We start from the raw sequence: 21,120 nt of genomic DNA, 5'->3' as shown, positions 1-21,120 counted from the left end.
CATCTTTCAAAGTTTTACTCCCTTGTTAAAGGCCAAAAATAGGCATGCTTTTGAGGGGAGTAGTGTAAAATTGGTTCGCCCATCAAGTACTTGCCGGGCAAAAATGATGCCATGGTATTTTCGTGTATCGAACAGGAAGCTTTATGCAGCTGCCATTTTGTATGATGGATATCCCCGCGGAAAACCATGTCACCTTTTGTTACCCATAGGCAATATCTCTCAGTCAGCCATTCATCAAGTGACCCTGCATGTGAATTAAATGGGCTGGAACCTTTCTTATATAGGGCTTTGAATTGTCCGCTCCCTTTATTTGCTTTTTTTCGCCTGCTTTCATAATTAATGAGTCCTTCTGTCCTATCAACTTTCATTTCGGCATTCATATAGGGAAGGAAATATAGCATTCTGGCTCCTGTGACCGCTAAAAAATTATTGGCATCCAGGCTGAAAAAATACACACCTTTCTTTCCTCCATACTCTACATAAGTTCTTACATTCAGTTCATTCATTGTTTTCATCATCGGCAATGGCGGCAAGCCGCGGACTCTCATTCTGCTGATCCAGAAAGGTATAATTCCAATCCAGGCTTCGCCGTTAAATGTATCTAGTGTTAACTGAGAAGGAATATACTTTTCCATTTTTTCTGCCGGTACCGGCCAATGTGCAAACAGAACATCATTCCATATTTGCTCCATCACCCAGGGTTTATCAGGCAGCGGAAAAGGTCTGTGGCCTGTTACCTGTAAGTCTTCCTTCATGCTTTTACCGCCCTTCAGCATTTTTTTATTAAAGATTATTCCTTCAAAATGCCGGCATTAAACTTAGCACGAATAAATGCAGTTCAGATAGTCATAGTTCTAAGCTTTTGCATTGCCTTGTATTCATTAATAGAGGTGATGGTCCATGAATAGGCGTCTATCAGTACCTTATTTGAAAACACTCAGTCTGACCCCGGAAAATCAGGAGTCCCCCATTCATTTTCTGGAGAACTGGAAAACACCGCAGGATTATTTCTATCTAAGGAACCATTTTGCATACCCGCAAATTCATTCCCAGAATTTAGTATTGTCGATTGCCGGGAACGTTTATAAACCGATGGAAATATCTTTTAATGAACTTATCCGCTTTCCATTCAAAGAAATTCTGGTCCCTCTGGAATGCGCCGGCAATAACAGAGCAAAGTTTAAGCCAAAGGTTTTTGGTGAGCAATGGGAAGAGGGAGCAGTCAGTCAGGGGAAATGGAAAGGAGCGCCTTTGAAAGAGCTGCTGGATAAAGCAGGTCTTTTGGATGGAAGTAAAGAAGCTGTGTTTGTGGGAATGGATTTCGGTGAGCGAAAAGATTTCAAAGAATCCTTTTACTATGCGAGAAGCCTGCCAATTGAAAAGGCACTCCATGAAGATACGATTGTAGCATATGAATATAACGGCAAGCCCCTACCTTATAAGCATGGTTATCCTTTTCGGCTAATTGTCCCTCAATGGTATGCAATGGCCTCCGTTAAGTGGCTTAGAAATATATTTATTATTCAGCATGAATTTAATGGCCCTTTTCAAACAAAAGATTACGTTTACTATCCTAATGAAGATAGCGATTTAGATAAAAAGCCTGTTACCGCCATAAATGTTAACAGCACAATCCAGCACCCATTGGATCATGCCATTGTTAATGAGGGGTTACATGTTATAAAAGGTATTGCCTGGACTGGAACTGGTACAATTAATGAAGTCGCAATAAGCTTTGATCATGGGGATACCTGGAGCAAAGCGTCGCTTAAATACAGAGGAAACGATAAATACTCCTGGGTAAAGTGGCATTTTAATTGGGAGGCAAACAAGGGTGAATATACCATTCTTGTGCGGGCCGCTGATTCAGAGGGCAACATTCAGCCAATAAAGCCTTATTGGAACAGAAAAGGATATGGATATAATGCTGTGCAAAAGATAAAAATTCAAGTGGAATAATCCGTTTTTCTATGCAAAATCCCAAATATGCAAAAAGAGAAGATGTTTTATATAACATCCTCTCTTTCTAATTCAATTAGCAGTGCAAATTAATTTTCTTCATCTGTCCTTTTGCCTGCTTCGGCTTCACCAGGTGTCTGATTGCCTGTAGTAGCCTGATAGCCCACCCGATAGGAAGAAGTCCTCTTTTTTCGAAGAACTTCCGGCATTTTGTACTGGCTCAGATCGTCTTGAGCATCTCTCGGCGCCATTGAAATGCCTCCTTTCTATCCGTTATTCATCATACCCTTTACGGGGAATGGAAATATCCACGCCAACTACATCCTCAATAACGGCATCCGCCTGCCCTTCCATATAGGTGTCACTTACCTGCTCATGAGTTGTTGCGAGTCCTGATGAAAGCTGATCATTTCTTTTATAATCCTCAGTTTCATAAAATCTGCCAGCAATATTCGTGACATCATTATTGTCTTTTTTATTCATGAAGAATCCCTCCTTCGAAATAAGAACTATCCTTATTTTGGACATTAAACCGATTATCATACGATTCAAATCAAACTCTATGCGTGTAAACAAAAAATCTGCCCTGATCAAGGCAGATTTTAAGCAGTTTACATGTTCATTTATCCTTTAATATCCCCAGCCAACGTAAGCAGCACCAACAATGATTAGAAGTATAAACAGGACAACGATTAAAGCAAAACCGCCGCCATATCCTGCGCCTGCACCCATTCTAACACCTCCTGACGTCTAGTGACAGTGTATGAACATGATGTTTGTCCCGAATGGGCAGATGTAACAGAGGATTAAAATTAAATCGAAATGTCCCAACATTTAATAATATAGGAAGAAAGTAAAATCGCCGAAAATGTGAACAAAAATAGGAGATTATTCATCCAATTTCATTTGGAAAGAAAAAAACTCTTTACTGCAAACGGATTCATGTTAAAATGGACATGTAATTAAGTTAGATGTCTGACGTCTATTCACAAACCTCTTTAATCAGAGGTCTATATTTTTGACGTTTCGTAAAAACGTTTTCATTAATCTAAATTCAACAAATGAGGTGTCCAACATGAGTTTTATCTGGGGTATATTGGGGATTGTGACCGTATTGGGGATAGCTTTCCTTCTTTCATCAAATCGCAAAGCGATCAATTTACGTACAATTCTTGGCGGTCTTGCCATTCAGTTTGCCTTTGCCTTTGCCGTACTTAAATGGGATCTTGGGAAAAAGGCACTGGAAAAATTAACTTTTGCAGTAAATGACATTGTGAGTTATGCCAATGAAGGAGTTAACTTTCTCTTTGGAGGCCTGTTCCAGGAGGGTTCAGGTGTTGGGTTCGTATTTGCTTTTCAAGTCCTGACAGTTGTTATTTTCTTCTCTTCCCTAATCTCTGTTCTATATTATACAGGGATCATGCAAATTATTATTAAAGTCATTGGCGGAGGCCTTGCTAAGCTGCTTGGAACAAGTAAGGCAGAATCGATTTCTGCCGCTGCCAATATTTTTGTCGGACAGACAGAGGCACCTCTTATCGTCCGCCCTTTCATCAGCAAAATGACAAAGTCAGAATTATTCGCTGTCATGACAGGCGGTTTGGCTTCCGTAGCAGGTTCTGTTCTAATAGGTTATTCATTGCTTGGCGTTCCACTGGAATACCTGCTTGCAGCAAGTTTTATGGCAGCTCCTGCTGGCCTTGTTATGGCTAAAATGATGATGCCTGAAACTGAGAAATCTGAAACAACTGATGATATTACCATTGAAAAAGATACACAATCTGTCAATATCGTGGATGCTGCGGCCCGTGGTGCGAGTGATGGTTTAATGCTTGCCTTAAATATTGGTGCCATGCTTCTTGCTTTCATTGCTTTAGTTGCGTTAATTAATGGAATCATTGGTTTTGCAGGCGGACTTTTCGGTCTTGAAAACTTAACACTTGAAATGATTCTAGGCTTTATATTTGCCCCACTTGCATTTGCAGTTGGAGTCCCTTGGGCTGAAGCTGTACAGGCTGGCGGGTATATCGGCCAAAAGCTTGTGTTGAATGAATTCGTTGCTTACTCAGCTTTTGCTCCTGAAATCAGCAGCCTGTCTCCTAAGACTGTTGCAGTAGTAAGCTTCGCGCTTTGCGGCTTTGCGAACATTTCCTCTATGGCCATCCTTTTGGGCGGCCTCGGCAACCTGGCTCCTGACCGCAGGAATGATATTGCCAAGCTTGGCATCCGTGCAGTAATAGCTGGAGCTCTTGCCTCTCTACTAAGTGCAGCGATTGCAGGAATGTTAATTTAATAGTCTGATAGCATACTGGATAACCGGTATGCTATTTTTTTTGATGTTAAAGGCGATAAATGTCGAAGATTATCTGAAAATTATTTTAATTCAGAGTTGATTTTATATTTTTATTAATGTTAAAGTATTGATGTAAGCGTTACCAATAGTATTCTTCTAAAGTTTTGCAGCATGGAAATACATAGACTACTATTTTAAGGAGGAATTATATGAGTCAGTTAACTGCAGGTTTAAAAGAAAAGGTAGAAAAGTTCTTAAGCGGAAAGAAGAAATTATATATCAATGGTGAATTTGTTGAAAGCAAATCACAGAAAACGTTTGATACGTATAACCCGGCAACAGGAGAAGTTCTGGCTACTGTTTTCGAAGCCGGAGCAGAAGATATTGATCTGGCAGTAAAAGCAGCCCGAAAGGCTTTTGATGAAGGCAAATGGTCTAAAATGAGCGCTTCCAAGCGCAGCCGCCTGATGTACAAGCTTGCTGATCTTATGGAAGAAAACAGTGAAGAATTAGCACAGCTTGAGACATTGGATAATGGAAAGCCAATCCGTGAAACAACAAATGCCGATATTCCTTTGGCAATTGAACATATGCGCTACTATGCAGGCTGGTCTACGAAGATTGTCGGACAGACTATTCCTGTCAGCGGTCCATTCTTCAACTATACCCGCCATGAGGCTGTTGGTGTAGTGGGGCAAATCATCCCTTGGAACTTCCCTCTTCTTATGGCAATGTGGAAGCTGGGTGCTGCCCTTGCAACGGGATGTACGGTTGTTCTTAAACCAGCGGAGCAAACACCTCTTTCCGCTTTATATCTTGCTGAGTTAATGGATCAGGCAGGCTTCCCTCCAGGGGTTATCAATATTGTCCCAGGTTTTGGAGAAACAGCTGGACAGCCGCTTGTTGACCATCCGCTGGTAGATAAAATTGCCTTTACTGGTTCTACTGAAGTAGGTAAACAGATTATGTCCAATGCTTCAAAGACTTTGAAGCGGGTTACGCTTGAGCTTGGCGGCAAGTCTCCGAACATTATCCTGCCGGATGCTGATTTATCAAAGGCAATTCCTGGAGCTCTTAACGGTGTTATGTTCAACCAGGGACAGGTTTGCTGTGCCGGCTCCCGTGTTTTCATTCAGAAAAAGCAGTTTGATAATGTTGTAGCTGACATGGCTTCACACGCAAAAAAAATCAAGCAAGGTGCCGGAATTCATGCTGACACAGAAATTGGCCCGCTTGTTTCTGCTGAGCAGCAAAACCGCGTTCTTGGGTACATTGAAAAAGGCCTAAGTGAAGGTGCTCAGCTTGTAGCAGGAGGAGACAAGCCGCAGGAGCAAGGTTACTTCGTCTCCCCTACTATCTTTGCAGATGTTAATGATGAAATGACAATTGCAAAGGAAGAAATCTTCGGACCGGTTATTTCGGCTATGCCTTATGATGATATTGACGAATTAATTAACCGTGCCAATAACAGCGAATATGGTTTAGCTGCAGGAGTTTGGACTCGTGATGTTGCAAATGCACACTATGTGGCCAATAAACTCCGCGCTGGTACTGTTTGGGTAAACTGCTACAACGCTTTTGATGCTGCATCTCCATTTGGCGGCTATAAGCAATCCGGAATCGGCCGTGAAATGGGCTCATACGCTCTGGATAACTATACTGAAGTTAAGAGTGTCTGGATCTCAATGAAATAATGGACAGATCAAAAAAGGAACCTTGCGGGGTTCCTTTTTTAAATTGAATCACCTTTAAAAGTTTCCCTTTATTAAATAAGTTCACAGATTATCCATAGGATTTCTGATGGATATTATTTATCCTTATATTGGGAGGGGAAATAATGAAAAAAGTATATATGATTTCCGCTATTATTGTAATATTAGGCATAGCTGCCGGCATTTCTTTTTTTATCATACGTGATATGACAGCGAAGATACCTGAACATATTACACTTTTAACCGATGATGAGAAGGTATACGACTTTGCAGAATCTGATGAAAAACTTAAGCTTGTTGAATTTATTTATACGCACTGTCCGGATATATGTCCAACGACTACCCAAAGGATGAATCTCCTGAAAAGTGATCTTGCTAATGAGGGCGTATTTGGTGATAAAGTGCAATTCATTACAGTAACGATCGACCCTTATAGGGACACCACTGATGTTCTAAAAAGATATAGAAGCACCTTTGAAATCGAAAATGATAAGAATTGGATTTTTCTTACTGCTGATCCTGATACACTGAAAAAGGATCAGGCAGAAATTCAGGAGCTCGCAAACACTTTCCAATTTCAATACCGTGATCCCGGTGATGGCTTCTATGTTCATAGCACCTTTGTGTATTTGCTTGACGAGAATAATAAATTTATTAAGAAGTTTCCTATGGGAGAAGATTTTGACAGGAATGAAGTTTTCAAAAAGATAATGAAGCAAATATAACAAAAAAATGGCGGATATTAGGATCCGCCATTTTTTTTAACCTAGTTCGCAGAAGAAGATAAATTTTTGTTTTGGTCAATGAGTATTAAAGTTTTTGATCTTGGCTTTGAGAAGCTTACTTTAATACCGGATTTCTTTAATCGGTTTACTAAATCAACCAGCTGTTTTTTAGCCATCTAAAAAACTCCTTTTTCCCTGCCTGTATGTTTAATATTGTACATGAAATTTATGAAAAAACTATGAACAAAAAGAAACATTTTATGATATATGACCGTTTTTTCAAGGTTTTAATAAAAGTGTATGTCTGGTTTTTTCTTCAGTGAGGGCTGTTTTATGATAGTTCCCTTCTGCCCAGTCATTCATCTGATCATGGTACCACTGGCTTAGAGGATGTCCGGATTGCCCTGGTCCCACCAGATGGTAGGCAGTATTCATGTTTTGTGTATCAATCACAAATCTCCAGGAGCCTCCATGATTCACAGTGCCATCGTCTTTGTGGGCTGCCGCCTGAACAGTGACTGAGCTGCCGCCAACAGGAATCCGTCCCTGTCTATTAAACAAATAGTTTAATGGTTTTACACTTGAAAGCGGATGGGAAAAAGCTAATTGATGATAGTTACCCCATTTCCACTTAGACGGGCTGCTTCCTTGAAGATCTTCAGCTTCCTGGACCGCTGTACTCAATGATTGGGAAAGGATTTCCTGCAATCCCCCCTTTTCTTCAATCCAGATGCCTTCCTTTCCATTTGCTGCAGTTCTCAATAATGCATCCACTGCCTGCTTTTGCCCTTTGAAGAGCTTCCTCATCTGGGGTGAGATCTGATCTTCAAAAAGAATATCGGATATGCTTTTCATCCAAAGATTGAAAATGAGAGGGGCTGCTTCATCCTTGCTGTCATTATAATCCCAATTACTCAGGATGGATAAAGCCTCCTTTTCAAGGACTGAAGATGGCTCTTTCATTTCGTGCAGAAACATTGGGATAAATTCTTTTGCCTGCAGGTTTTTTTGATCCATTTGCAGTGCCATCATGTCTTCAGGTGTAAGATTATCCTTGCTGTTCAGAAATTCCTGAATGCGCATTTGCCTATACGGCTGTGCCCAATCATGACTGATATGGTAAGGGTAGCTGTCACCAATCACCCTATTGTTTGCCGTTGATATATAGCCTTCTTCGGGATTGATCGTTTTAGGCAGCTGGTCATAAGGAATGTAGCCTTTCCATTCATATTCATCAGACCAGCCGGGCACTGGTAGCAGTCCGTCTCCTTTCTTTCTGATGGGGATTTTACCATTTGCTTTATAAGCTATAGTTCCATCCGGAGAAGCAAATACAAAGTTTTGGGCAGGTGTATGAAATAACTCCAATGCTTGTTCAAACTGATTCCAGTCTGATGATTTATTCATTTTCAGAATGGCTTCCAGCTCTTTTGAAGGCTGAAGTGCTGTCCATTGCAAAGAAAGAACGTTATCCTTGCCGCTGTCTCCAGCAAATTCCGAAATCACAGGTCCGTGGCGTGTAATCGTTACTTTATAGCTAATTGGCTCTTTGCCTTTTACCTTAATGGGTTCTTCTATTACTTCTGCCTTTTCCCACTTTTCATTGAATAGAAACTCATTTATATTGGAGGGATTCCTTTTTTCAATATACAAATCCTGAACATCTGGTCCTGTATTAGTTACTCCCCATGCAATATCTTTATTGTGACCGAGGATGATGCCTGGGGTGCCGGCAAAAATGACACCGCTGACATTCATTTCGGGGGACTCCAGGTGCATTTGATACCAGATGGAAGGTGTGCTGAGTGATAAATGAGGGTCATCTGCCAAAATAGGCTTTCCGGATGCCGTTTTAGTGCCGGCTGCCACCCAGTTATTGCTTCCGTTAAATTCAGGAGGCGTGATTACAGATGCAAAGCTTTCCTCAATATTTAAGTTGTTTTTTCCTATTATGTATGGGGCTTCTTCCGGGTATGAGGGGAATAGTTCATATGCTTTATCTTCCGGAAAATGCTGTAGGAGATAATAGCGGAATGCCTGGCTTTCCCAGTGTCCGCCAAGATCATATGCCATGTATTTGCCTATAGTGAGCGAATCCACTGGAGACCATTCTTCAGGTTCATAGCCGAGTATGGAAAATTCAACAGGCATTTTTCCATTTTCTTTAACCTCTTTAATATAAAGATTTACTCCTTCCGCAAACCAGCCTAAAATCTGTTTTGCTTCAGGGGAGTATGCTTCATAGGATGCTTCTGCAGCCCTTCTCAGACCAAGTGTTCTAAAATATTTATCATTTCCAACCGTAGCCTCTCCGATTACTTCACTCAATCTTCCCGATGCCTGACGCCTGCTTAAATCCATCTGAAAAAGACGATCCTGGGCCTGTACATAGCCCTGTGCAATAAAAAGGTCCCGTTCATTGGCAGCAAGTATGTGCGGGACTCCGCTGCCATCGCGATTGACCATTACTTCCTTAGAGATGGAGCCTATTCTGATTTCCCAATCTGTTTTAGGCATAGAGCGGGACAAAAAACCATACATCATGAACAAGGCTGCAGCCAATAGCACGAATATGATAGCGATGCTCCAAAGCGAGTACTTCTTCCACTTTGATTTTGGCTGGCGCTGGACCCCAATATTGCCTTCCATAAACATTCCTTCCCTTTTTTTATATTTTTATTTCGAACCGCCCGGAAAGCTTTAGCTCACCAGCTTCATTTTTTACTGATACTTCTCCCGTGAGCCTTTTTTCGTCATCTTCCCATTTCTCTCCTGTCACTTTCCCTTCTATTGTCAGCTTCTCGCCGGGACGTGTCATTTTGCTGAAGCGCACTTTGAACTTTCTCAGGTCCTTTCTTGGAAACCACTCAGCCAGTGCTTCGCCTGCCATTCCCATAATAAGCATCCCGTGGGCAATCACTCCGTCCAACCCGGCTTTTTCACCGATCGGTACAACTGTATGAATCGGATTAAAATCTCCGGATGCTCCTGCATACCTAACCAGCTGTGTATGTGTGATCCCGGGTTTTTGAATCATTTTCAGCTCATTCATTTTTGCTTCCTCCTCTTTCTATAATGGTGGATTCTGAATAGAGAACATCTTTTCCATCACTGTTTTTGTAATGAATACCTATTGTAATAAACCGCAGATTCCTTTTTTCAAAAGAAGAAATTAATTTTGGTGCACAAGTTACTGTATCACCAGCACAGATTTCCCCCATATAGCGATATTCCTGGCCGCCGTGAAGAACCTTAAGCGGGTCCAGGCCAAATAGCTCGATTAGGGTTTCGAAGTCCAAGCCTCCCCACATCTCGATTGCTGTAGGAAATGTAGGAGGGATTGGGATGTCACGGTACCCCTCTTTTCTGGCAGTGTCTGCATCGTAATAAATAGGATTGCTGTCTCCAATTGACATTGCAAATTCCCTGATTTTTCCCCTTTCAATTGTGAACTGGAAAGGTTTTAACTTCACATCTTCTTTTAAAAGAGAATCCATTAATATCGCACTTCCTCTCATCTTTTATAATCTTTATGTATTCGACTTTTTCCTCCTGCTTCCTGTTAATTCTCTAAACTTTTGTGGAAGTCGCTGCATGATGTAAAGAAGGATTCGCGATTACGCGCTGAAAGTGGTATAATTTTATGGATTATGTATTTGGAGGAATAAAAATAATATGATAACTGTCAGTAATGTAGGTCTTCGATACGGCGACCGCAAACTATTCGAAGATGTTAATATTAAATTTACACCTGGCAATTGCTATGGTTTGATTGGAGCAAATGGTGCCGGTAAATCAACTTTTCTAAAAATTTTATCAGGTGAGATTGAGGCACAATCAGGAAGTGTTCACTTAGGCCCCGGCGAGCGCCTTGCTGTTTTGAAGCAGAACCATTTTGAGTACGAAGAGTTTGAAGTACTAAAAGTAGTCATCATGGGCCATGCCCGCCTTTATGAAGTGATGCAGGAAAAAGATGCTATTTACATGAAGGCTGATTTCACTGATGAAGATGGCATGAAGGCTGCTGAACTCGAAGGTGAATTTGCAGAATTAAATGGTTGGGAAGCAGAATCTGAAGCAGCTATTTTGCTGAAGGGACTCGGAATCGGAGAAGAGCTTCATGACAAAAAAATGGCTGACCTTTCCGGTTCTGAAAAAGTGAAAGTTTTGCTTGCGCAGGCCCTTTTCGGCAAGCCGGATGTTCTATTGCTGGATGAGCCTACAAACCACTTGGATATCAAAGCAATCCAATGGCTTGAGGAATTCCTGATCAACTTTGAGAATACTGTTATTGTCGTATCTCATGACCGTCATTTCTTAAACAAAGTATGTACGCATATTGCCGATCTTGACTTTGGAAAGATCCAGATTTACGTGGGGAACTATGACTTCTGGTATGAGTCAAGCCAGCTTGCACAAAGAATGGCACAGGATGCCAATAAGAAAAAAGAAGAAAAAATCAAGGAACTGCAAAGCTTTATTGCCCGCTTTAGTGCAAACGCATCAAAATCCAAGCAGGCAACTTCGCGTAAAAAGCTTCTTGATAAGATTTCTCTGGATGACATTAGACCATCCTCAAGAAAATATCCGTATGTCGGATTTTCGCCTGACCGTGAAATAGGAAATGATTTGCTTCGGGTAGACGGCATCAGCAAATCAATTGATGGTGTAAAAGTACTGAACAATGTCAGCTTCATCATGAACAAAGATGATAAAATTGCGTTAGTTGGCACGAACGAATTAGCGAAAACTACCCTGTTTAAAATATTAACTGGTGAAATGGAGCCGGATGAAGGAACATTTAAGTGGGGTGTTACAACCTCTCAGTCCTATTTCCCTAATGATAACTCTGAGTTCTTCGAGAACTCTGATTTAAACCTTGTAGACTGGCTGCGCCAATTCTCACCTGCAGATGATAGTGAAAGCTTCCTGAGAGGTTTCCTTGGAAGAATGCTGTTCTCTGGAGAAGAGGTTCTAAAGAAAGCAAGCGTTCTTTCCGGTGGAGAAAAAGTCCGCTGCATGCTATCTAAAATGATGCTTAGCGGTGCAAATGTGCTTCTGCTGGATGAGCCGACAAACCACCTTGATTTGGAATCCATTACGGCATTGAATAATGGTCTGATTAATTTTAAAGGCTCTTTGATTTTTGCATCACATGACCATCAGTTCATTCAAACCATTGCAAACCGAATTATTGAAATTACACCGGCTGGCATTGTCGATAAGCAAATGACGTATGATGAGTATTTAGAAGACTCAGCTATTCAAAAGCAAGTAGCTGAAATGTATCAGTAAACAGCAAAAGCAGGAGGATCAGCCTCCTGCTTTTATCTTTGTTAAAAATCCTGTTTTTTCTTTTTATGGCGTGCAGAGGAAGCTGTTCTGCTGCCTGTTTCCATGTTGGTTGTCCCTTGCCCTTCGACGTTTGGGGAGCTTAATCCAGCCTTTGAAGGGTCTTTTTTGCGTTTGCTCATAGTTAAACACCTCCTTTCTTACTTTTTCGTGTTAAGGCTATTTTTATCCATGGAATAAAAATGGAGTACAAAAGCCAATCTAACAAACGGAGGAGGTGTTAACATTGACGAAAAGAGTAGCTGTTGAACAATCCTTAACAAATGTTTCTGAAGCGCTTCGCCAAAAAGGATATGATGTGGTTGACTTGAAGTCCGCGCATGATGCCGAGAACTGCTCATGTTGTGTAGTGAGCGGTGTTGATTCAAATGTAATGGGTATGCAGGATGTTTCTACAAAGGCATCTGTCATTGAAGCAAGCGGGCTTTCAGCTGATGAGGTATGCCGCCAGGTGGAGCAAAGAATGCAATAAAGTGAAACTTCAATCAGTGGGCGCTTTCTTAATCCCCCACTGATTGTTAGTTGAGGCCCACAGGAAGTGGGTCACAAAGATGTTGCTACAGGACAAGGAAAGCTACGGCAGCGATACATCGCACGACCGAAAGCGGCAGCTTTTGGGAGGACGTGGCGTTCTTAGTCTTTGTCCTTCCTTCGGGCCTTTACGGGCAGTTTGACCCCCACTAAACTTCCATTGATTCCTCTGAGTCTTGAAGTGGGGTCTTACTGCCCGTTAGACTGCAATAATGAGTGAGCCAAAGAGACTAAAGAGAATTTCTTTAGTCTTTTTCAATGGAGCTTGAAATTAAAAAAGACGGGCTAAACCCGTCTTCTCCTTCTTCTTGCTTTTGCTTTAAGATTTTCTCTTAAAACAAGTATAAAGATCCCAAATAACAAAAGGGTTAGTCCTGCTTTTCCATAGTATCCCGTTGTTTCTTTTTTCGGCTCCTCAGCTGTTTTCAGCTGGCTTGAAACCACTTCATCCTGTTTGTCCTCGATTAGCTTTACAGATTGAATGATCCTTCCGTTTTCATTCTTAATCTGCAGCTTCCCTTTTGCTGTAATATTTTCTTCGTAGTTCCCTTTAGGCAAAGTGATGGGTATATTTGCACCCCCAGTTGTAAAGGTTTTTCCTTCGGAGGGAAAAACATCAGTGCTGCTGAGTGCCGCAGTTTCAAAGTTGCTGTGTCCATAATTCAACAGGTTTTTTGTATCATTATAGATATCCCTCTTGAAATCCGCCTTTAACACAATGGCGGTTAACTTGATTGAATCATATTCGGCAGAGGTAGCGAGAGTCTGTTTGGCTTCATCAACGAAACCGGTTTTTCCTCCTGTCACTCCCTCGAATGGAACCTCTCCTTTTAGCATCCTGTGATGAGTAAAGATAGTGGTGTCCCAGGACTTTCCTGTCCACTTCAATTCCTTTGTCCCGTAAATTTCTCTGAATGTCTCATTTTTCAGGGCATAATTGGTTAATTTCGCAAGGTCAGCTGCGGTTGTATAATGGTTTTCATCATACAGACCATGAGGATTGACAAAGTGGGTATTTGTTAATCCTGCCTTCTCTTCCAGATAGTGATTAAGATTTTCTGAGAATACTTGCATATTGCCGTCCAGATGCTCAGCTATGCTCCAAGCGGCATCATTTCCTGAGTTAATCAGCATTCCCTGAACGAGTTTTTTTAAGGGCACCTGTTCCCCTTCCTCCAAATACACTTGTGTTCCTTCGGCCTCCGCTGCTTTCCTGCTGATTGTGGCCAGATCATTCAGGTCGCCATTTTCAATGGCATAAATGGCTGTTGCTATTTTCGTCAAACTGGCCGGATACATCTTTTTATCTGCGTTTTTTGCATATAGAACAGCTCCTGATTCTGAATCAGTTACAATTGCGGCTTCACTGATAATTTCAGGCTCCGCAGTTTCTTCAGCAGCTGTATTTCCAGTTGGAAAACAGAAAATAATCAGGATAAAAGCAAGCAATTTTTTCATAAATACACATCCAATACAAACCGATAATCAATCCATTTTGATTGTATCAAACAATCCATGCAAGCCTTATCGTATTTATAAATTGTTACATAATTGAAAATTTCTTGCCGTAATTTGAGAAGATTGATAATGAAAGGAAATTATGGAAGAGCCCGAAAGAAAAAAAGCAATCCAAAGGGACTGCTCTTCAGCTATTTTTTGCCTTAATATAAAAACGTTTTAGGAATTCAACATAAATATCATCATGAACAAGCCATGCCTGGTATTTTCGTTTAATATAGTTTTCTGCTGCCTGGAAATCGGGATAAGGTTCCTGCATTGGCTTTCCATTCATTTCAAGGATCCATTTGCCGTCAGCTTCAGCAAAAATAAAAAATTTGTCTCCTTTCTTATTTTCGTATAGTGAACCCTGCCAGGCATTTTTATTATTGTACTTGTTTTTGAATGCATCATGTCTCAAGGGGTCAAGGGGGAATATGTCCTGGACGAATAGTTTATAAGCATCTTTTCCCATCGAACAGCCTGATGCTTTGGCATGTCCTCCCCCTCCAAACTTTCCGGCCACGGCAGATACATCAACGTGGTCATGGATTGTCCTGAAACTGATTTTTTTGCCCCCAAGGTTCAAGATAGCGATATAGTCAAGGTGCGGATACTCTTTACCAAGTTCATTGCCCAGCTCGGAATGATAAGATTCTGCATGAACAATGCCTGTACAATATTCCCCGATGAACGTTTGTACAATTTCCCGCTTCTTCCGCCTGACGTAACGCTCAATTTTCTCCTCTTCCATATCCAGCAATTTCTGTTCAAACTCATTAAATTCGAAGGTATCAGAGTTCATGATTCTTTCCGTCATTTTTTCTTCGAATTCTTCAATTGAAATCATGAAAAATAAATCATTCAGATTTTTTGCCTTTATATTTTCATTTTGGTCCCATTCCCAGGTGTCATACTGCCGGACAAGCTCGACAAATTCATCGAGGGCCTGAGACGGCTGGATCAGTTCATGTTCCAGGAGATACTCATATAGCAAAGAGGTTGCAGCCGTGAGCCTGCCATCTTCATATTGCACTTTCACTCTGCCCCAGCTGTAATCATTAAAATGAAGAGCTGTTTTGTGATGGTCAATTAATCTGACATACCCGCCGCTTTTCGCCAGATCATCAAGCCTGATCAAATTTTCATCGTTAACTGATAAATCCGTGATAATTAAAAAATCATCTTTTATGTTTTTTTCATTTTCCAGCAATTTCTCAATCTGATAATCAAGTCCCATTACAGAGTTATAGCGTATCTCAACATCTTTGCCAAAAGCGATCCTGGCAACAATGCCGCACCCGACGCCGTCAAGGTCATTATGTGTATACAGCCTGTACAAAATCCATCACCTGCTATTCTTAGACTCATTCCTCTGTTAGTTTGGTTATAGAGGAATATTCTATGCGAAAAATCCCCGCTGAAGGGAGCGGGGATTTCCAGTTAAAGCAGCAAATAGGCCAATGGTGCAGAAATCAGTATGGTCAGAATTGTCCTCTCTGCCCAGATGACAAGCAGCTGCGGAATGGTAATAGGGATTTCTGTTGATAAAATACACGGTACAAGTGCTGAAAAGAAAATAATAGCTGAAACTGAAACAACTCCGATTACAAATTTAGTGACCAGTGCAGCCTCCGCTGCCAGCAAGGCTGGAAGGAACATTTCCGCAATACCCACTGCACTTGCCTTTGCTGCCAATAATGGCTCAGGAAGCTGTACGAGAGCCGTAAAAGGATAAAAGATATATCCCAGCCAATCAAACACAGGGGTGAATTCTGCAAGAATCAGGCCTAATAAACCTACTGACATAATGGAGGGCAAAATGGACATTGTCATGACAAAGCCGTCTTTTAAATTATCTTTTATGTTTTTCCATAATGAGGGTGATTGGGAGGCTGTATCCATCGCTTCTTTCCAGGCTGCCTGCAGACGGCCCCCTGTGAGGGTTTCAACCGGAGGCTCCTGGCCATTGTAATAATCTTCGCTCATTGACTTAAGAGGCCAGATTCTTACTGTAATAGCCGTTACGATGAAAGTGACAGCGAACGTCGTCCAAAAATAGGTGTTCCATATTTCCATCAATCCAAGTGTTTTGGCCACAACAATCATAAACGTGGCGGAGACCGTTGAGAATCCGGTAGCAATTATGGCAGCTTCCTTAATGCTGTATTTTCCTTCTTTAAATACCCTGTTGGTTATGAGCAGTCCGATTGAATAGCTTCCAACAAAAGAAGCAACTGCATCAATAGCTGATTTTCCCGGTGTTTTCCAGATTGGCTTCATAATTGGCTGCATGATGACACCGAAAAATTCAAGCAATCCATATCCAACCAGCAGAGCAAGAAATACAGATCCGATTGGAACAAGCAGCCCAACAGAGACAACGAGTTTGTCAAACAAAAAAGGTCCCATGCTCGGGTCGAATAGCCATGCGGGGCCGAAACCGAAAACAATCATGACGGCGGTAAATAACCCGATCACTTTAAAAATGGAGAATACTATATTTACTTTGTTTTTATTCCAGGTTTTTGTATAGAAAGGATAAATGGCGCCAAGCAGAATGACAAGCAAAGCATAGTAAGGAACAGCAGCAGGTATAAAAGCCTGAATGGCGGTAACGAAATGGTCCAGCATGATGGAGGATTTCCCATCTATAGTGACTGGAACAAAAAACATAAATAGGCCAATTGAGCTGAAAAGAAAAAACTTAACCTTATTTTTAAAAGTTGCGTTTGGATTAAGTTCAGGCTGGTGAGATTGACTTAATATCGTTTCCTTTTCCATTCTCATTCCCCCTCGTTTTTTAGGGGCAAGGAGCAGATTGCGCCCCTTACCTTCTGTTCATTAAAGCTGTTAAAAAGGTCAGAAAAGTGTACGTGCCTGCTTTCACTGTTGGCTGTGCCTGGTGATCTCTTGTTGGATCAAGACAGACAATATCCATGGCCGCTGTTTTGGAGGAAAGTCCAGCATTATATACGGCTGTAAATAGTTCTTCAGTGCTCATGCCGCCTGGTGTGGATGCTGGTACACCCGGCGCAAAACCGATATCCAGAACATCCATGTCAATCGTGACATAAATTTTATCCACTTTTGACTCCAGCTGCCGGAGTGAATCTTTAACCGTTTCATCAATTCCCCGTCTTCTGGCTTCCTTTAGGGTAATATAATTGAGCTTGTGCTCTTTAGCATAATGGACGAGTGACTGGCTGTTGAAAAAGCCATGAAGGCCGATATTGTAGACATTTTCTCCTTTAATCTTGTTGTTCTGAATCAGATTTCGGATGGGCGTCCCATTTGTCGGTCCATGGTCTTCAAGACTTCTGAGATCAAGGTGCGTATCCAGCTGGAGAATGCCGATTTCTTTTTCAGGCTCCAGTTCCTTCAGGCCGCTGACCAGCATGGCTGTAATGGAATGATCTCCTCCAATCGCGATTGGAAATGAATCTGGAAATTCCGCCCTTACGTCCTTCATCGTTTGTTTTATATTGGCATGGCATTGCGGAATATCCGTGAAATGCATTTTCACGTCACCAAGATCAGCAACCTTCAGTTCTTGGAGATCCCTTTCAAAATCCAGATTGTACGTGGAAAAGCCTTTCCAGGACCTTCTGAAGGATTCAGGAAATTCAGATGCTCCTGATGCGCTTATGGATGAGCGGGAAAGAGGGACACCGAAAAGCACGACATCCCAGTTTTCTTTCTTTACTTCCTCTTCCCTCTGGATTTGGCGAATCCATTCATTCACCTTAACGTCAGTTCCCAATTCGGATTGCGGCCAAAAAAACCCGGGAGGATTTATTGTTGGTAGCATAAGCTTCCTCCCTTCACGACCACTTCCCCATTTTTAATCACTGTGTCTGTATGGTTCATGCCGTAGTGATATTGCATCTGCATGTAGTTCGGTATATTGAGCAGAAGCAGATCAGCCTTTTTGCCGGGCTCTATGCTTCCCACTTCTTCGGCCCGATTGATGGCATGTGCTGCATTAATGGTAGCGGCAGTAATGGCTTCTGCCGGCGTTAAACCCATATGCATACATGCAAGATTCATCATAAAAGGCATGGAGCAGGTTGGAGAAGAGCCTGGGTTGCAATCAGTTGATAAAGCAACTGGAACACCCTTATCAATCATGCGGCGTCCCCTGGCAGCTTCAGCCATCAGGAAGAATGCTGTGCCTGGAAGAAGTACACCGATTACTCCCCTTTGCGCCATCATTTCCATGCCTTTATCAGAAGCTCTGAGCAAATGATCTGCAGAAATGGCACCGACTTCAGCGGCAAGTTCCGCCCCCTCATAAGGTTCAATTTCGTCAGCATGGATTTTCGGAGTCAGTCCAAGCTTCTTACCTGCTTCCAGCAGCTTTCTGGACTGTTCTGGAGTGAACACGCCTCTTTCGCAGAAAATATCATTGAATTCGGCAAGCTTTTCCTCCGCAACTTTCGGCAGCATCTCTTCAATGACCAAATCAATAAAAGCGTCTGGATTCTCTTTGTATTCAGCGGGTACTGCGTGTGCACCCATAAAGGTGCAGACAACATCCACCGGATGCAGTTCATCAGCCTTCCGGGCTGCCGTCAGCTGTTTTCGCTCTGTTTCCCAATCCAGCCCATATCCGCTTTTTGCCTCTATCGTGGTTACTCCATGTTTTAAAAAGCGATCAAGGCGGACAAGGCTCGCATCTGCCAATTCCTCTTCAGATGCGTTTCTGGTCATTGAAGTGGTGGCATGAATTCCGCCGCCATTATTCATGATTTCCATATACGTCGCCCCGTTCAGGCGCATATTGAATTCCTCTTCCCTGCTGCCTGCGTACACGAGGTGTGTATGCGGGTCAACCAGTCCTGGAAGGAGGATTTTTCCTGTGGCATCAATGATTTCAGCTTCCTGAAGCCTGCTTTGATATTCAGCTTGGAGTTCCGCTGTTGTCCCGGCTGATTTGATCCTGCCTTCTTCAAGCCAAACCGCCCCATCTTCAATAATGTGAAGCTCGCTCATTTTTTCTTTAGTCAGCGGCTGTTTGGAGCTGCCCTTTAAGGTGATCATCTGATTTGCATGTTTGATAAAAATAGGTTTTGAGTGCATTTTGTGCTCCTCCTTAAAAAATGGAAGTTCCAATCCGCAAGAATTACGGATTGGCGGGCTTCCTCATTGAAGATATTAGTGGTTATTTGCAAGTTTAAGAGTTTTATTTGCAGAATAGACTGGTCTATTTGCAAATTAGCATGGATTATTTGCAGATTTTTTGCTTTTATTTGCAAAGTTCATAAAATACTATAGAAAACCTTTATTTCATCATTGGAATGTTTACGCCTTTTTCTTTTGCTGTTTTGATAGCAAGGTCATAGCCTGCATCTACATGGCGTACAATTCCCATTCCAGGATCAGATGTGAGGACACGTTCAAGACGCAGTTCCGCTTCCTTCGTGCCATCCGCGACGATGACCATTCCAGCATGAAGGGAGTATCCCATTCCGACTCCGCCTCCATGGTGGACGGAAACCCAGCTTGCTCCGCCGACTGCATTGATCAGTGCATTAAGGATTGGCCAGTCTGCCACTGCATCACTGCCGTCCTTCATAGCTTCTGTCTCGCGATTTGGAGATGCAACGGAACCGGAGTCCAGATGATCGCGGCCGATAACAATCGGTGCTTTAAGTTCTCCGCGGGCAACCATATCATTGATGATTTTTCCAAATCTTGCGCGCTCCCCATAACCAAGCCAGCAAATTCTTGAAGGCAGTCCCTGGAATTGAATTTTTTCCTGTGCCATCTTGATCCATTTGCAAAGATGCTCGTTTTCTGCAAATTCGCGCAGGATCACTTCATCTGTTTTATAGATATCCTCAGGATCTCCTGATAATGCTACCCAGCGGAAAGGTCCCTTTCCTTCACAGAATAACGGACGGATGTATGCAGGCACGAATCCAGGAAAATCAAAAGCATTCTCGACACCCTCATCTTTTGCAACCTGACGGATATTGTTTCCGTAATCAAATGTGACTGCACCCTTCTTCTGCATGTCCAGCATAGCCTGAACATGGACGGCCATGCTTGCTTTTGATTTCTGGACATATTCAGCAGCATTTTCCTTTCGCAGAACAGCTGCTTCTTCTAATGAATAGCCGGTAGGAACATAGCCATTTAAAGGATCATGTGCAGAAGTCTGGTCAGTCAGGACATCCGGGGTGAAGTTCATTTCAAGCATTTTTGGCAGGATTTCAGCTGCATTGCCTAATAGACCGATAGAAAGCGGGCGGCCTTCCTGTTTTGCCTCTCTTGCTAATTTAATAGCTTCTTCAATTGAATAAACCTTTGTATCCAGATATTTCGTTTCAAGTCTGCGGTCAATGCGGTGTTCATCCACATCAATGGCAATGCAGACACCATCATTCATGGTTACTGCAAGCGGCTGAGCGCCCCCCATTCCGCCAAGGCCTGCTGTTAACGTAATCGTCTGCTTCAGTGAGCCGGAGAAGTGCTGTCTGCCAAGCTCTGCAAATGTTTCGTATGTTCCTTGGACGATTCCCTGGCTTCCGATGTAAATCCAGCTTCCCGCTGTCATTTGGCCATACATCATCAGGCCTTTCTTATCAAGCTCATGGAAGGTATCCCAGTTTGCCCAGGCCGGGACCAGGTTCGAGTTGGCGATCAATACCTTTGGTGCATCTTTATGTGATTTAAAGACTGCAACCGGCTTTCCGGATTGGACAAGAAGTGTTTCATCGTCTTCTAGTTCATGGAGTGTTTTTACAATCGCGTCATAGCAATCCCAATTTCGGGCAGCCTTTCCAATCCCGCCGTAAACAACCAGCTCTTCCGGAATCTCTGCAACCTCTTTGTCTAAGTTATTCATTAACATGCGGAGTGCCGCTTCCTGAATCCAGCCCTTTGCATGCAGCTCACTGCCTTGATAATTTTTAATTTCTCTTTTTGTTTCCGCTTTCATTTTTATCCCTCCAATGTTATCTTATATTTTGATTTTATAATGAGAACTATCTGAAAAGTGTAATAATTAGATTTGATTTTTTATAAAAATATGAGATTTCATTAT

General features: G+C 42.2%; 21 protein-coding genes. 6 read left to right on the top strand and 15 right to left on the bottom strand.

Going from position 1 to position 21,120, the window contains the following annotated elements; translation table 11 throughout:
* Nucleotides 1–14 precede the first annotated feature (14 nt).
* On the bottom strand, nt 15–755 hold the full coding sequence (locus NYE23_RS09345) for a YqjF family protein (protein WP_341077337.1): 741 nt from the start codon (nt 753–755) through the stop codon (nt 15–17).
* A gap of 145 nt (nt 756–900) precedes the next feature.
* Between NYE23_RS09345 and NYE23_RS09340 the strand changes: the two genes are divergently transcribed.
* Entirely contained in the window at nt 901–1,959 is a 1,059-nt protein-coding gene (locus NYE23_RS09340; RefSeq protein WP_341077335.1) for a sulfite oxidase, read from the top strand.
* A gap of 89 nt (nt 1,960–2,048) precedes the next feature.
* Here the strand turns inward: NYE23_RS09340 and NYE23_RS09335 are convergent, their stop codons facing one another.
* The 3 genes from NYE23_RS09335 to NYE23_RS09325 all read right to left on the bottom strand — a co-directional run bounded on the left by NYE23_RS09335 (nt 2,049) and on the right by NYE23_RS09325 (nt 2,691).
* Nucleotides 2,049–2,210, bottom strand: coding sequence for a hypothetical protein (locus NYE23_RS09335; RefSeq protein WP_341077333.1), 162 nt, complete (start codon nt 2,208–2,210; stop codon nt 2,049–2,051).
* Between the two features lie 22 nt (nt 2,211–2,232).
* Complete coding sequence (locus tag NYE23_RS09330; protein WP_341077330.1) at nt 2,233–2,442, bottom strand: YozQ family protein; 210 nt, start codon at nt 2,440–2,442, stop codon at nt 2,233–2,235.
* 147 nt (nt 2,443–2,589) lie between these two features.
* The gene (locus NYE23_RS09325) at nt 2,590–2,691 is read right to left on the bottom strand and encodes a YjcZ family sporulation protein (RefSeq protein ID WP_341077328.1); all 102 of its coding nucleotides are present in this window, start codon (nt 2,689–2,691) and stop codon (nt 2,590–2,592) included.
* A 343-nt stretch (nt 2,692–3,034) separates the two neighbouring features.
* On the opposite strand from NYE23_RS09325, the gene NYE23_RS09320 reads away from it, so the two are divergent.
* The 3 genes from NYE23_RS09320 (at nt 3,035) to NYE23_RS09310 (ending at nt 6,689) form a co-directional block, all read left to right on the top strand.
* Nucleotides 3,035–4,252: a NupC/NupG family nucleoside CNT transporter gene (locus NYE23_RS09320; protein WP_341077323.1), complete on the top strand. Its 1,218-nt coding sequence runs from the start codon at nt 3,035–3,037 to the stop codon at nt 4,250–4,252.
* Between the two features lie 209 nt (nt 4,253–4,461).
* Nucleotides 4,462–5,946, top strand: a complete 1,485-nt coding sequence (locus NYE23_RS09315; RefSeq protein WP_341077322.1) for an aldehyde dehydrogenase family protein — start codon at nt 4,462–4,464, stop codon at nt 5,944–5,946.
* 143 nt (nt 5,947–6,089) lie between these two features.
* Complete coding sequence (locus NYE23_RS09310; RefSeq protein WP_341077319.1) at nt 6,090–6,689, top strand: SCO family protein; 600 nt, start codon at nt 6,090–6,092, stop codon at nt 6,687–6,689.
* 41 nt (nt 6,690–6,730) lie between these two features.
* Here NYE23_RS09310 and NYE23_RS09305 read toward each other — a convergent pair whose 3' ends face one another.
* The 4 genes from NYE23_RS09305 to NYE23_RS09290 form a co-directional block, all read right to left on the bottom strand.
* Nucleotides 6,731–6,865: a hypothetical protein gene (locus NYE23_RS09305; protein ID WP_258750305.1), complete on the bottom strand. Its 135-nt coding sequence runs from the start codon at nt 6,863–6,865 to the stop codon at nt 6,731–6,733.
* A 103-nt stretch (nt 6,866–6,968) separates the two neighbouring features.
* On the bottom strand, nt 6,969–9,338 hold the full coding sequence (locus NYE23_RS09300; RefSeq protein ID WP_341077318.1) for a penicillin acylase family protein: 2,370 nt from the start codon (nt 9,336–9,338) through the stop codon (nt 6,969–6,971).
* 19 nt (nt 9,339–9,357) lie between these two features.
* Entirely contained in the window at nt 9,358–9,741 is a 384-nt protein-coding gene (locus tag NYE23_RS09295) for a MaoC/PaaZ C-terminal domain-containing protein (protein ID WP_341077316.1), read from the bottom strand.
* On the bottom strand, nt 9,734–10,186 hold the full coding sequence (locus NYE23_RS09290; protein ID WP_341077314.1) for a MaoC family dehydratase N-terminal domain-containing protein: 453 nt from the start codon (nt 10,184–10,186) through the stop codon (nt 9,734–9,736). The genes NYE23_RS09295 and NYE23_RS09290 overlap by 8 nt, the downstream gene beginning before the upstream one ends.
* Before the next feature lie 178 nt (nt 10,187–10,364).
* On the opposite strand from NYE23_RS09290, the gene NYE23_RS09285 reads away from it, so the two are divergent.
* Entirely contained in the window at nt 10,365–11,984 is a 1,620-nt protein-coding gene (locus tag NYE23_RS09285; protein ID WP_341077313.1) for an ABC-F family ATP-binding cassette domain-containing protein, read from the top strand.
* 41 nt (nt 11,985–12,025) lie between these two features.
* Here the strand turns inward: NYE23_RS09285 and NYE23_RS09280 are convergent, their stop codons facing one another.
* Nucleotides 12,026–12,163, bottom strand: a complete 138-nt coding sequence (locus tag NYE23_RS09280; RefSeq protein ID WP_082139039.1) for a YuzL family protein — start codon at nt 12,161–12,163, stop codon at nt 12,026–12,028.
* A gap of 104 nt (nt 12,164–12,267) precedes the next feature.
* Between NYE23_RS09280 and NYE23_RS09275 the strand changes: the two genes are divergently transcribed.
* Nucleotides 12,268–12,513: a YkuS family protein gene (locus NYE23_RS09275; protein WP_035330823.1), complete on the top strand. Its 246-nt coding sequence runs from the start codon at nt 12,268–12,270 to the stop codon at nt 12,511–12,513.
* Nucleotides 12,514–12,857: 344 nt separating this feature from the next.
* On the opposite strand, the gene NYE23_RS09270 is transcribed toward NYE23_RS09275, so the two are convergent.
* The 6 genes from NYE23_RS09270 to hutU all read right to left on the bottom strand — a co-directional run bounded on the left by NYE23_RS09270 (nt 12,858) and on the right by hutU (nt 21,015).
* Nucleotides 12,858–14,030 carry a D-alanyl-D-alanine carboxypeptidase family protein gene (locus tag NYE23_RS09270; RefSeq protein WP_341077309.1) on the bottom strand — a complete coding sequence of 391 codons (1,173 nt, stop codon included), beginning with the start codon at nt 14,028–14,030 and terminating at the stop codon, nt 12,858–12,860.
* Between the two features lie 187 nt (nt 14,031–14,217).
* Entirely contained in the window at nt 14,218–15,411 is a 1,194-nt protein-coding gene (locus tag NYE23_RS09265) for a DHH family phosphoesterase (protein ID WP_341077307.1), read from the bottom strand.
* Nucleotides 15,412–15,512: 101 nt separating this feature from the next.
* Nucleotides 15,513–16,853: a YjiH family protein gene (locus NYE23_RS09260; protein ID WP_341077305.1), complete on the bottom strand. Its 1,341-nt coding sequence runs from the start codon at nt 16,851–16,853 to the stop codon at nt 15,513–15,515.
* Nucleotides 16,854–16,899: 46 nt separating this feature from the next.
* The gene (locus tag NYE23_RS09255) at nt 16,900–17,880 is read right to left on the bottom strand and encodes an agmatinase family protein (protein ID WP_341077303.1); all 981 of its coding nucleotides are present in this window, start codon (nt 17,878–17,880) and stop codon (nt 16,900–16,902) included.
* On the bottom strand, nt 17,865–19,151 hold the full coding sequence (hutI, locus tag NYE23_RS09250) for an imidazolonepropionase (RefSeq protein WP_341077302.1): 1,287 nt from the start codon (nt 19,149–19,151) through the stop codon (nt 17,865–17,867). Before hutI ends, NYE23_RS09255 begins: the two co-directional genes overlap by 16 nt.
* 202 nt (nt 19,152–19,353) lie before the next feature.
* On the bottom strand, nt 19,354–21,015 hold the full coding sequence (hutU, locus tag NYE23_RS09245) for a urocanate hydratase (protein WP_341077300.1): 1,662 nt from the start codon (nt 21,013–21,015) through the stop codon (nt 19,354–19,356).
* Nucleotides 21,016–21,120 lie beyond the last annotated feature (105 nt).

The sequence above is a fragment of the Cytobacillus sp. FSL H8-0458 genome (assembly GCF_038002165.1).
Classification (GTDB): Bacteria; Bacillota; Bacilli; order Bacillales; family Cytobacillaceae; genus Cytobacillus.
The sequence above is the reverse complement of the archived record's forward strand: the minus strand, read 5'-3'. Positions and strand labels throughout refer to the sequence as shown.

Coding starts and splice junctions, on each gene's coding strand:
- NYE23_RS09315 (WP_341077322.1), top strand. CDS start 4,462: ATGAGTCAGTTAACTGCAGGTTTAAAAGAAAAGGTAGAAAAGTTCTTA.
- NYE23_RS09325 (WP_341077328.1), bottom strand. CDS start 2,691: ATGGGTGCAGGCGCAGGATATGGCGGCGGTTTTGCTTTAATCGTTGTC.
- NYE23_RS09280 (WP_082139039.1), bottom strand. CDS start 12,163: ATGAGCAAACGCAAAAAAGACCCTTCAAAGGCTGGATTAAGCTCCCCA.
- NYE23_RS09260 (WP_341077305.1), bottom strand. CDS start 16,853: ATGGAAAAGGAAACGATATTAAGTCAATCTCACCAGCCTGAACTTAAT.
- NYE23_RS09310 (WP_341077319.1), top strand. CDS start 6,090: ATGAAAAAAGTATATATGATTTCCGCTATTATTGTAATATTAGGCATA.
- NYE23_RS09335 (WP_341077333.1), bottom strand. CDS start 2,210: ATGGCGCCGAGAGATGCTCAAGACGATCTGAGCCAGTACAAAATGCCG.
- NYE23_RS09270 (WP_341077309.1), bottom strand. CDS start 14,030: ATGAAAAAATTGCTTGCTTTTATCCTGATTATTTTCTGTTTTCCAACT.
- NYE23_RS09255 (WP_341077303.1), bottom strand. CDS start 17,880: ATGCTACCAACAATAAATCCTCCCGGGTTTTTTTGGCCGCAATCCGAA.
- hutI (WP_341077302.1), bottom strand. CDS start 19,151: ATGCACTCAAAACCTATTTTTATCAAACATGCAAATCAGATGATCACC.
- hutU (WP_341077300.1), bottom strand. CDS start 21,015: ATGAAAGCGGAAACAAAAAGAGAAATTAAAAATTATCAAGGCAGTGAG.
- NYE23_RS09290 (WP_341077314.1), bottom strand. CDS start 10,186: ATGGATTCTCTTTTAAAAGAAGATGTGAAGTTAAAACCTTTCCAGTTC.
- NYE23_RS09345 (WP_341077337.1), bottom strand. CDS start 755: ATGAAGGAAGACTTACAGGTAACAGGCCACAGACCTTTTCCGCTGCCT.
- NYE23_RS09320 (WP_341077323.1), top strand. CDS start 3,035: ATGAGTTTTATCTGGGGTATATTGGGGATTGTGACCGTATTGGGGATA.
- NYE23_RS09300 (WP_341077318.1), bottom strand. CDS start 9,338: ATGGAAGGCAATATTGGGGTCCAGCGCCAGCCAAAATCAAAGTGGAAG.
- NYE23_RS09305 (WP_258750305.1), bottom strand. CDS start 6,865: ATGGCTAAAAAACAGCTGGTTGATTTAGTAAACCGATTAAAGAAATCC.
- NYE23_RS09285 (WP_341077313.1), top strand. CDS start 10,365: ATGATAACTGTCAGTAATGTAGGTCTTCGATACGGCGACCGCAAACTA.
- NYE23_RS09330 (WP_341077330.1), bottom strand. CDS start 2,442: ATGAATAAAAAAGACAATAATGATGTCACGAATATTGCTGGCAGATTT.
- NYE23_RS09295 (WP_341077316.1), bottom strand. CDS start 9,741: ATGAATGAGCTGAAAATGATTCAAAAACCCGGGATCACACATACACAG.
- NYE23_RS09340 (WP_341077335.1), top strand. CDS start 901: ATGAATAGGCGTCTATCAGTACCTTATTTGAAAACACTCAGTCTGACC.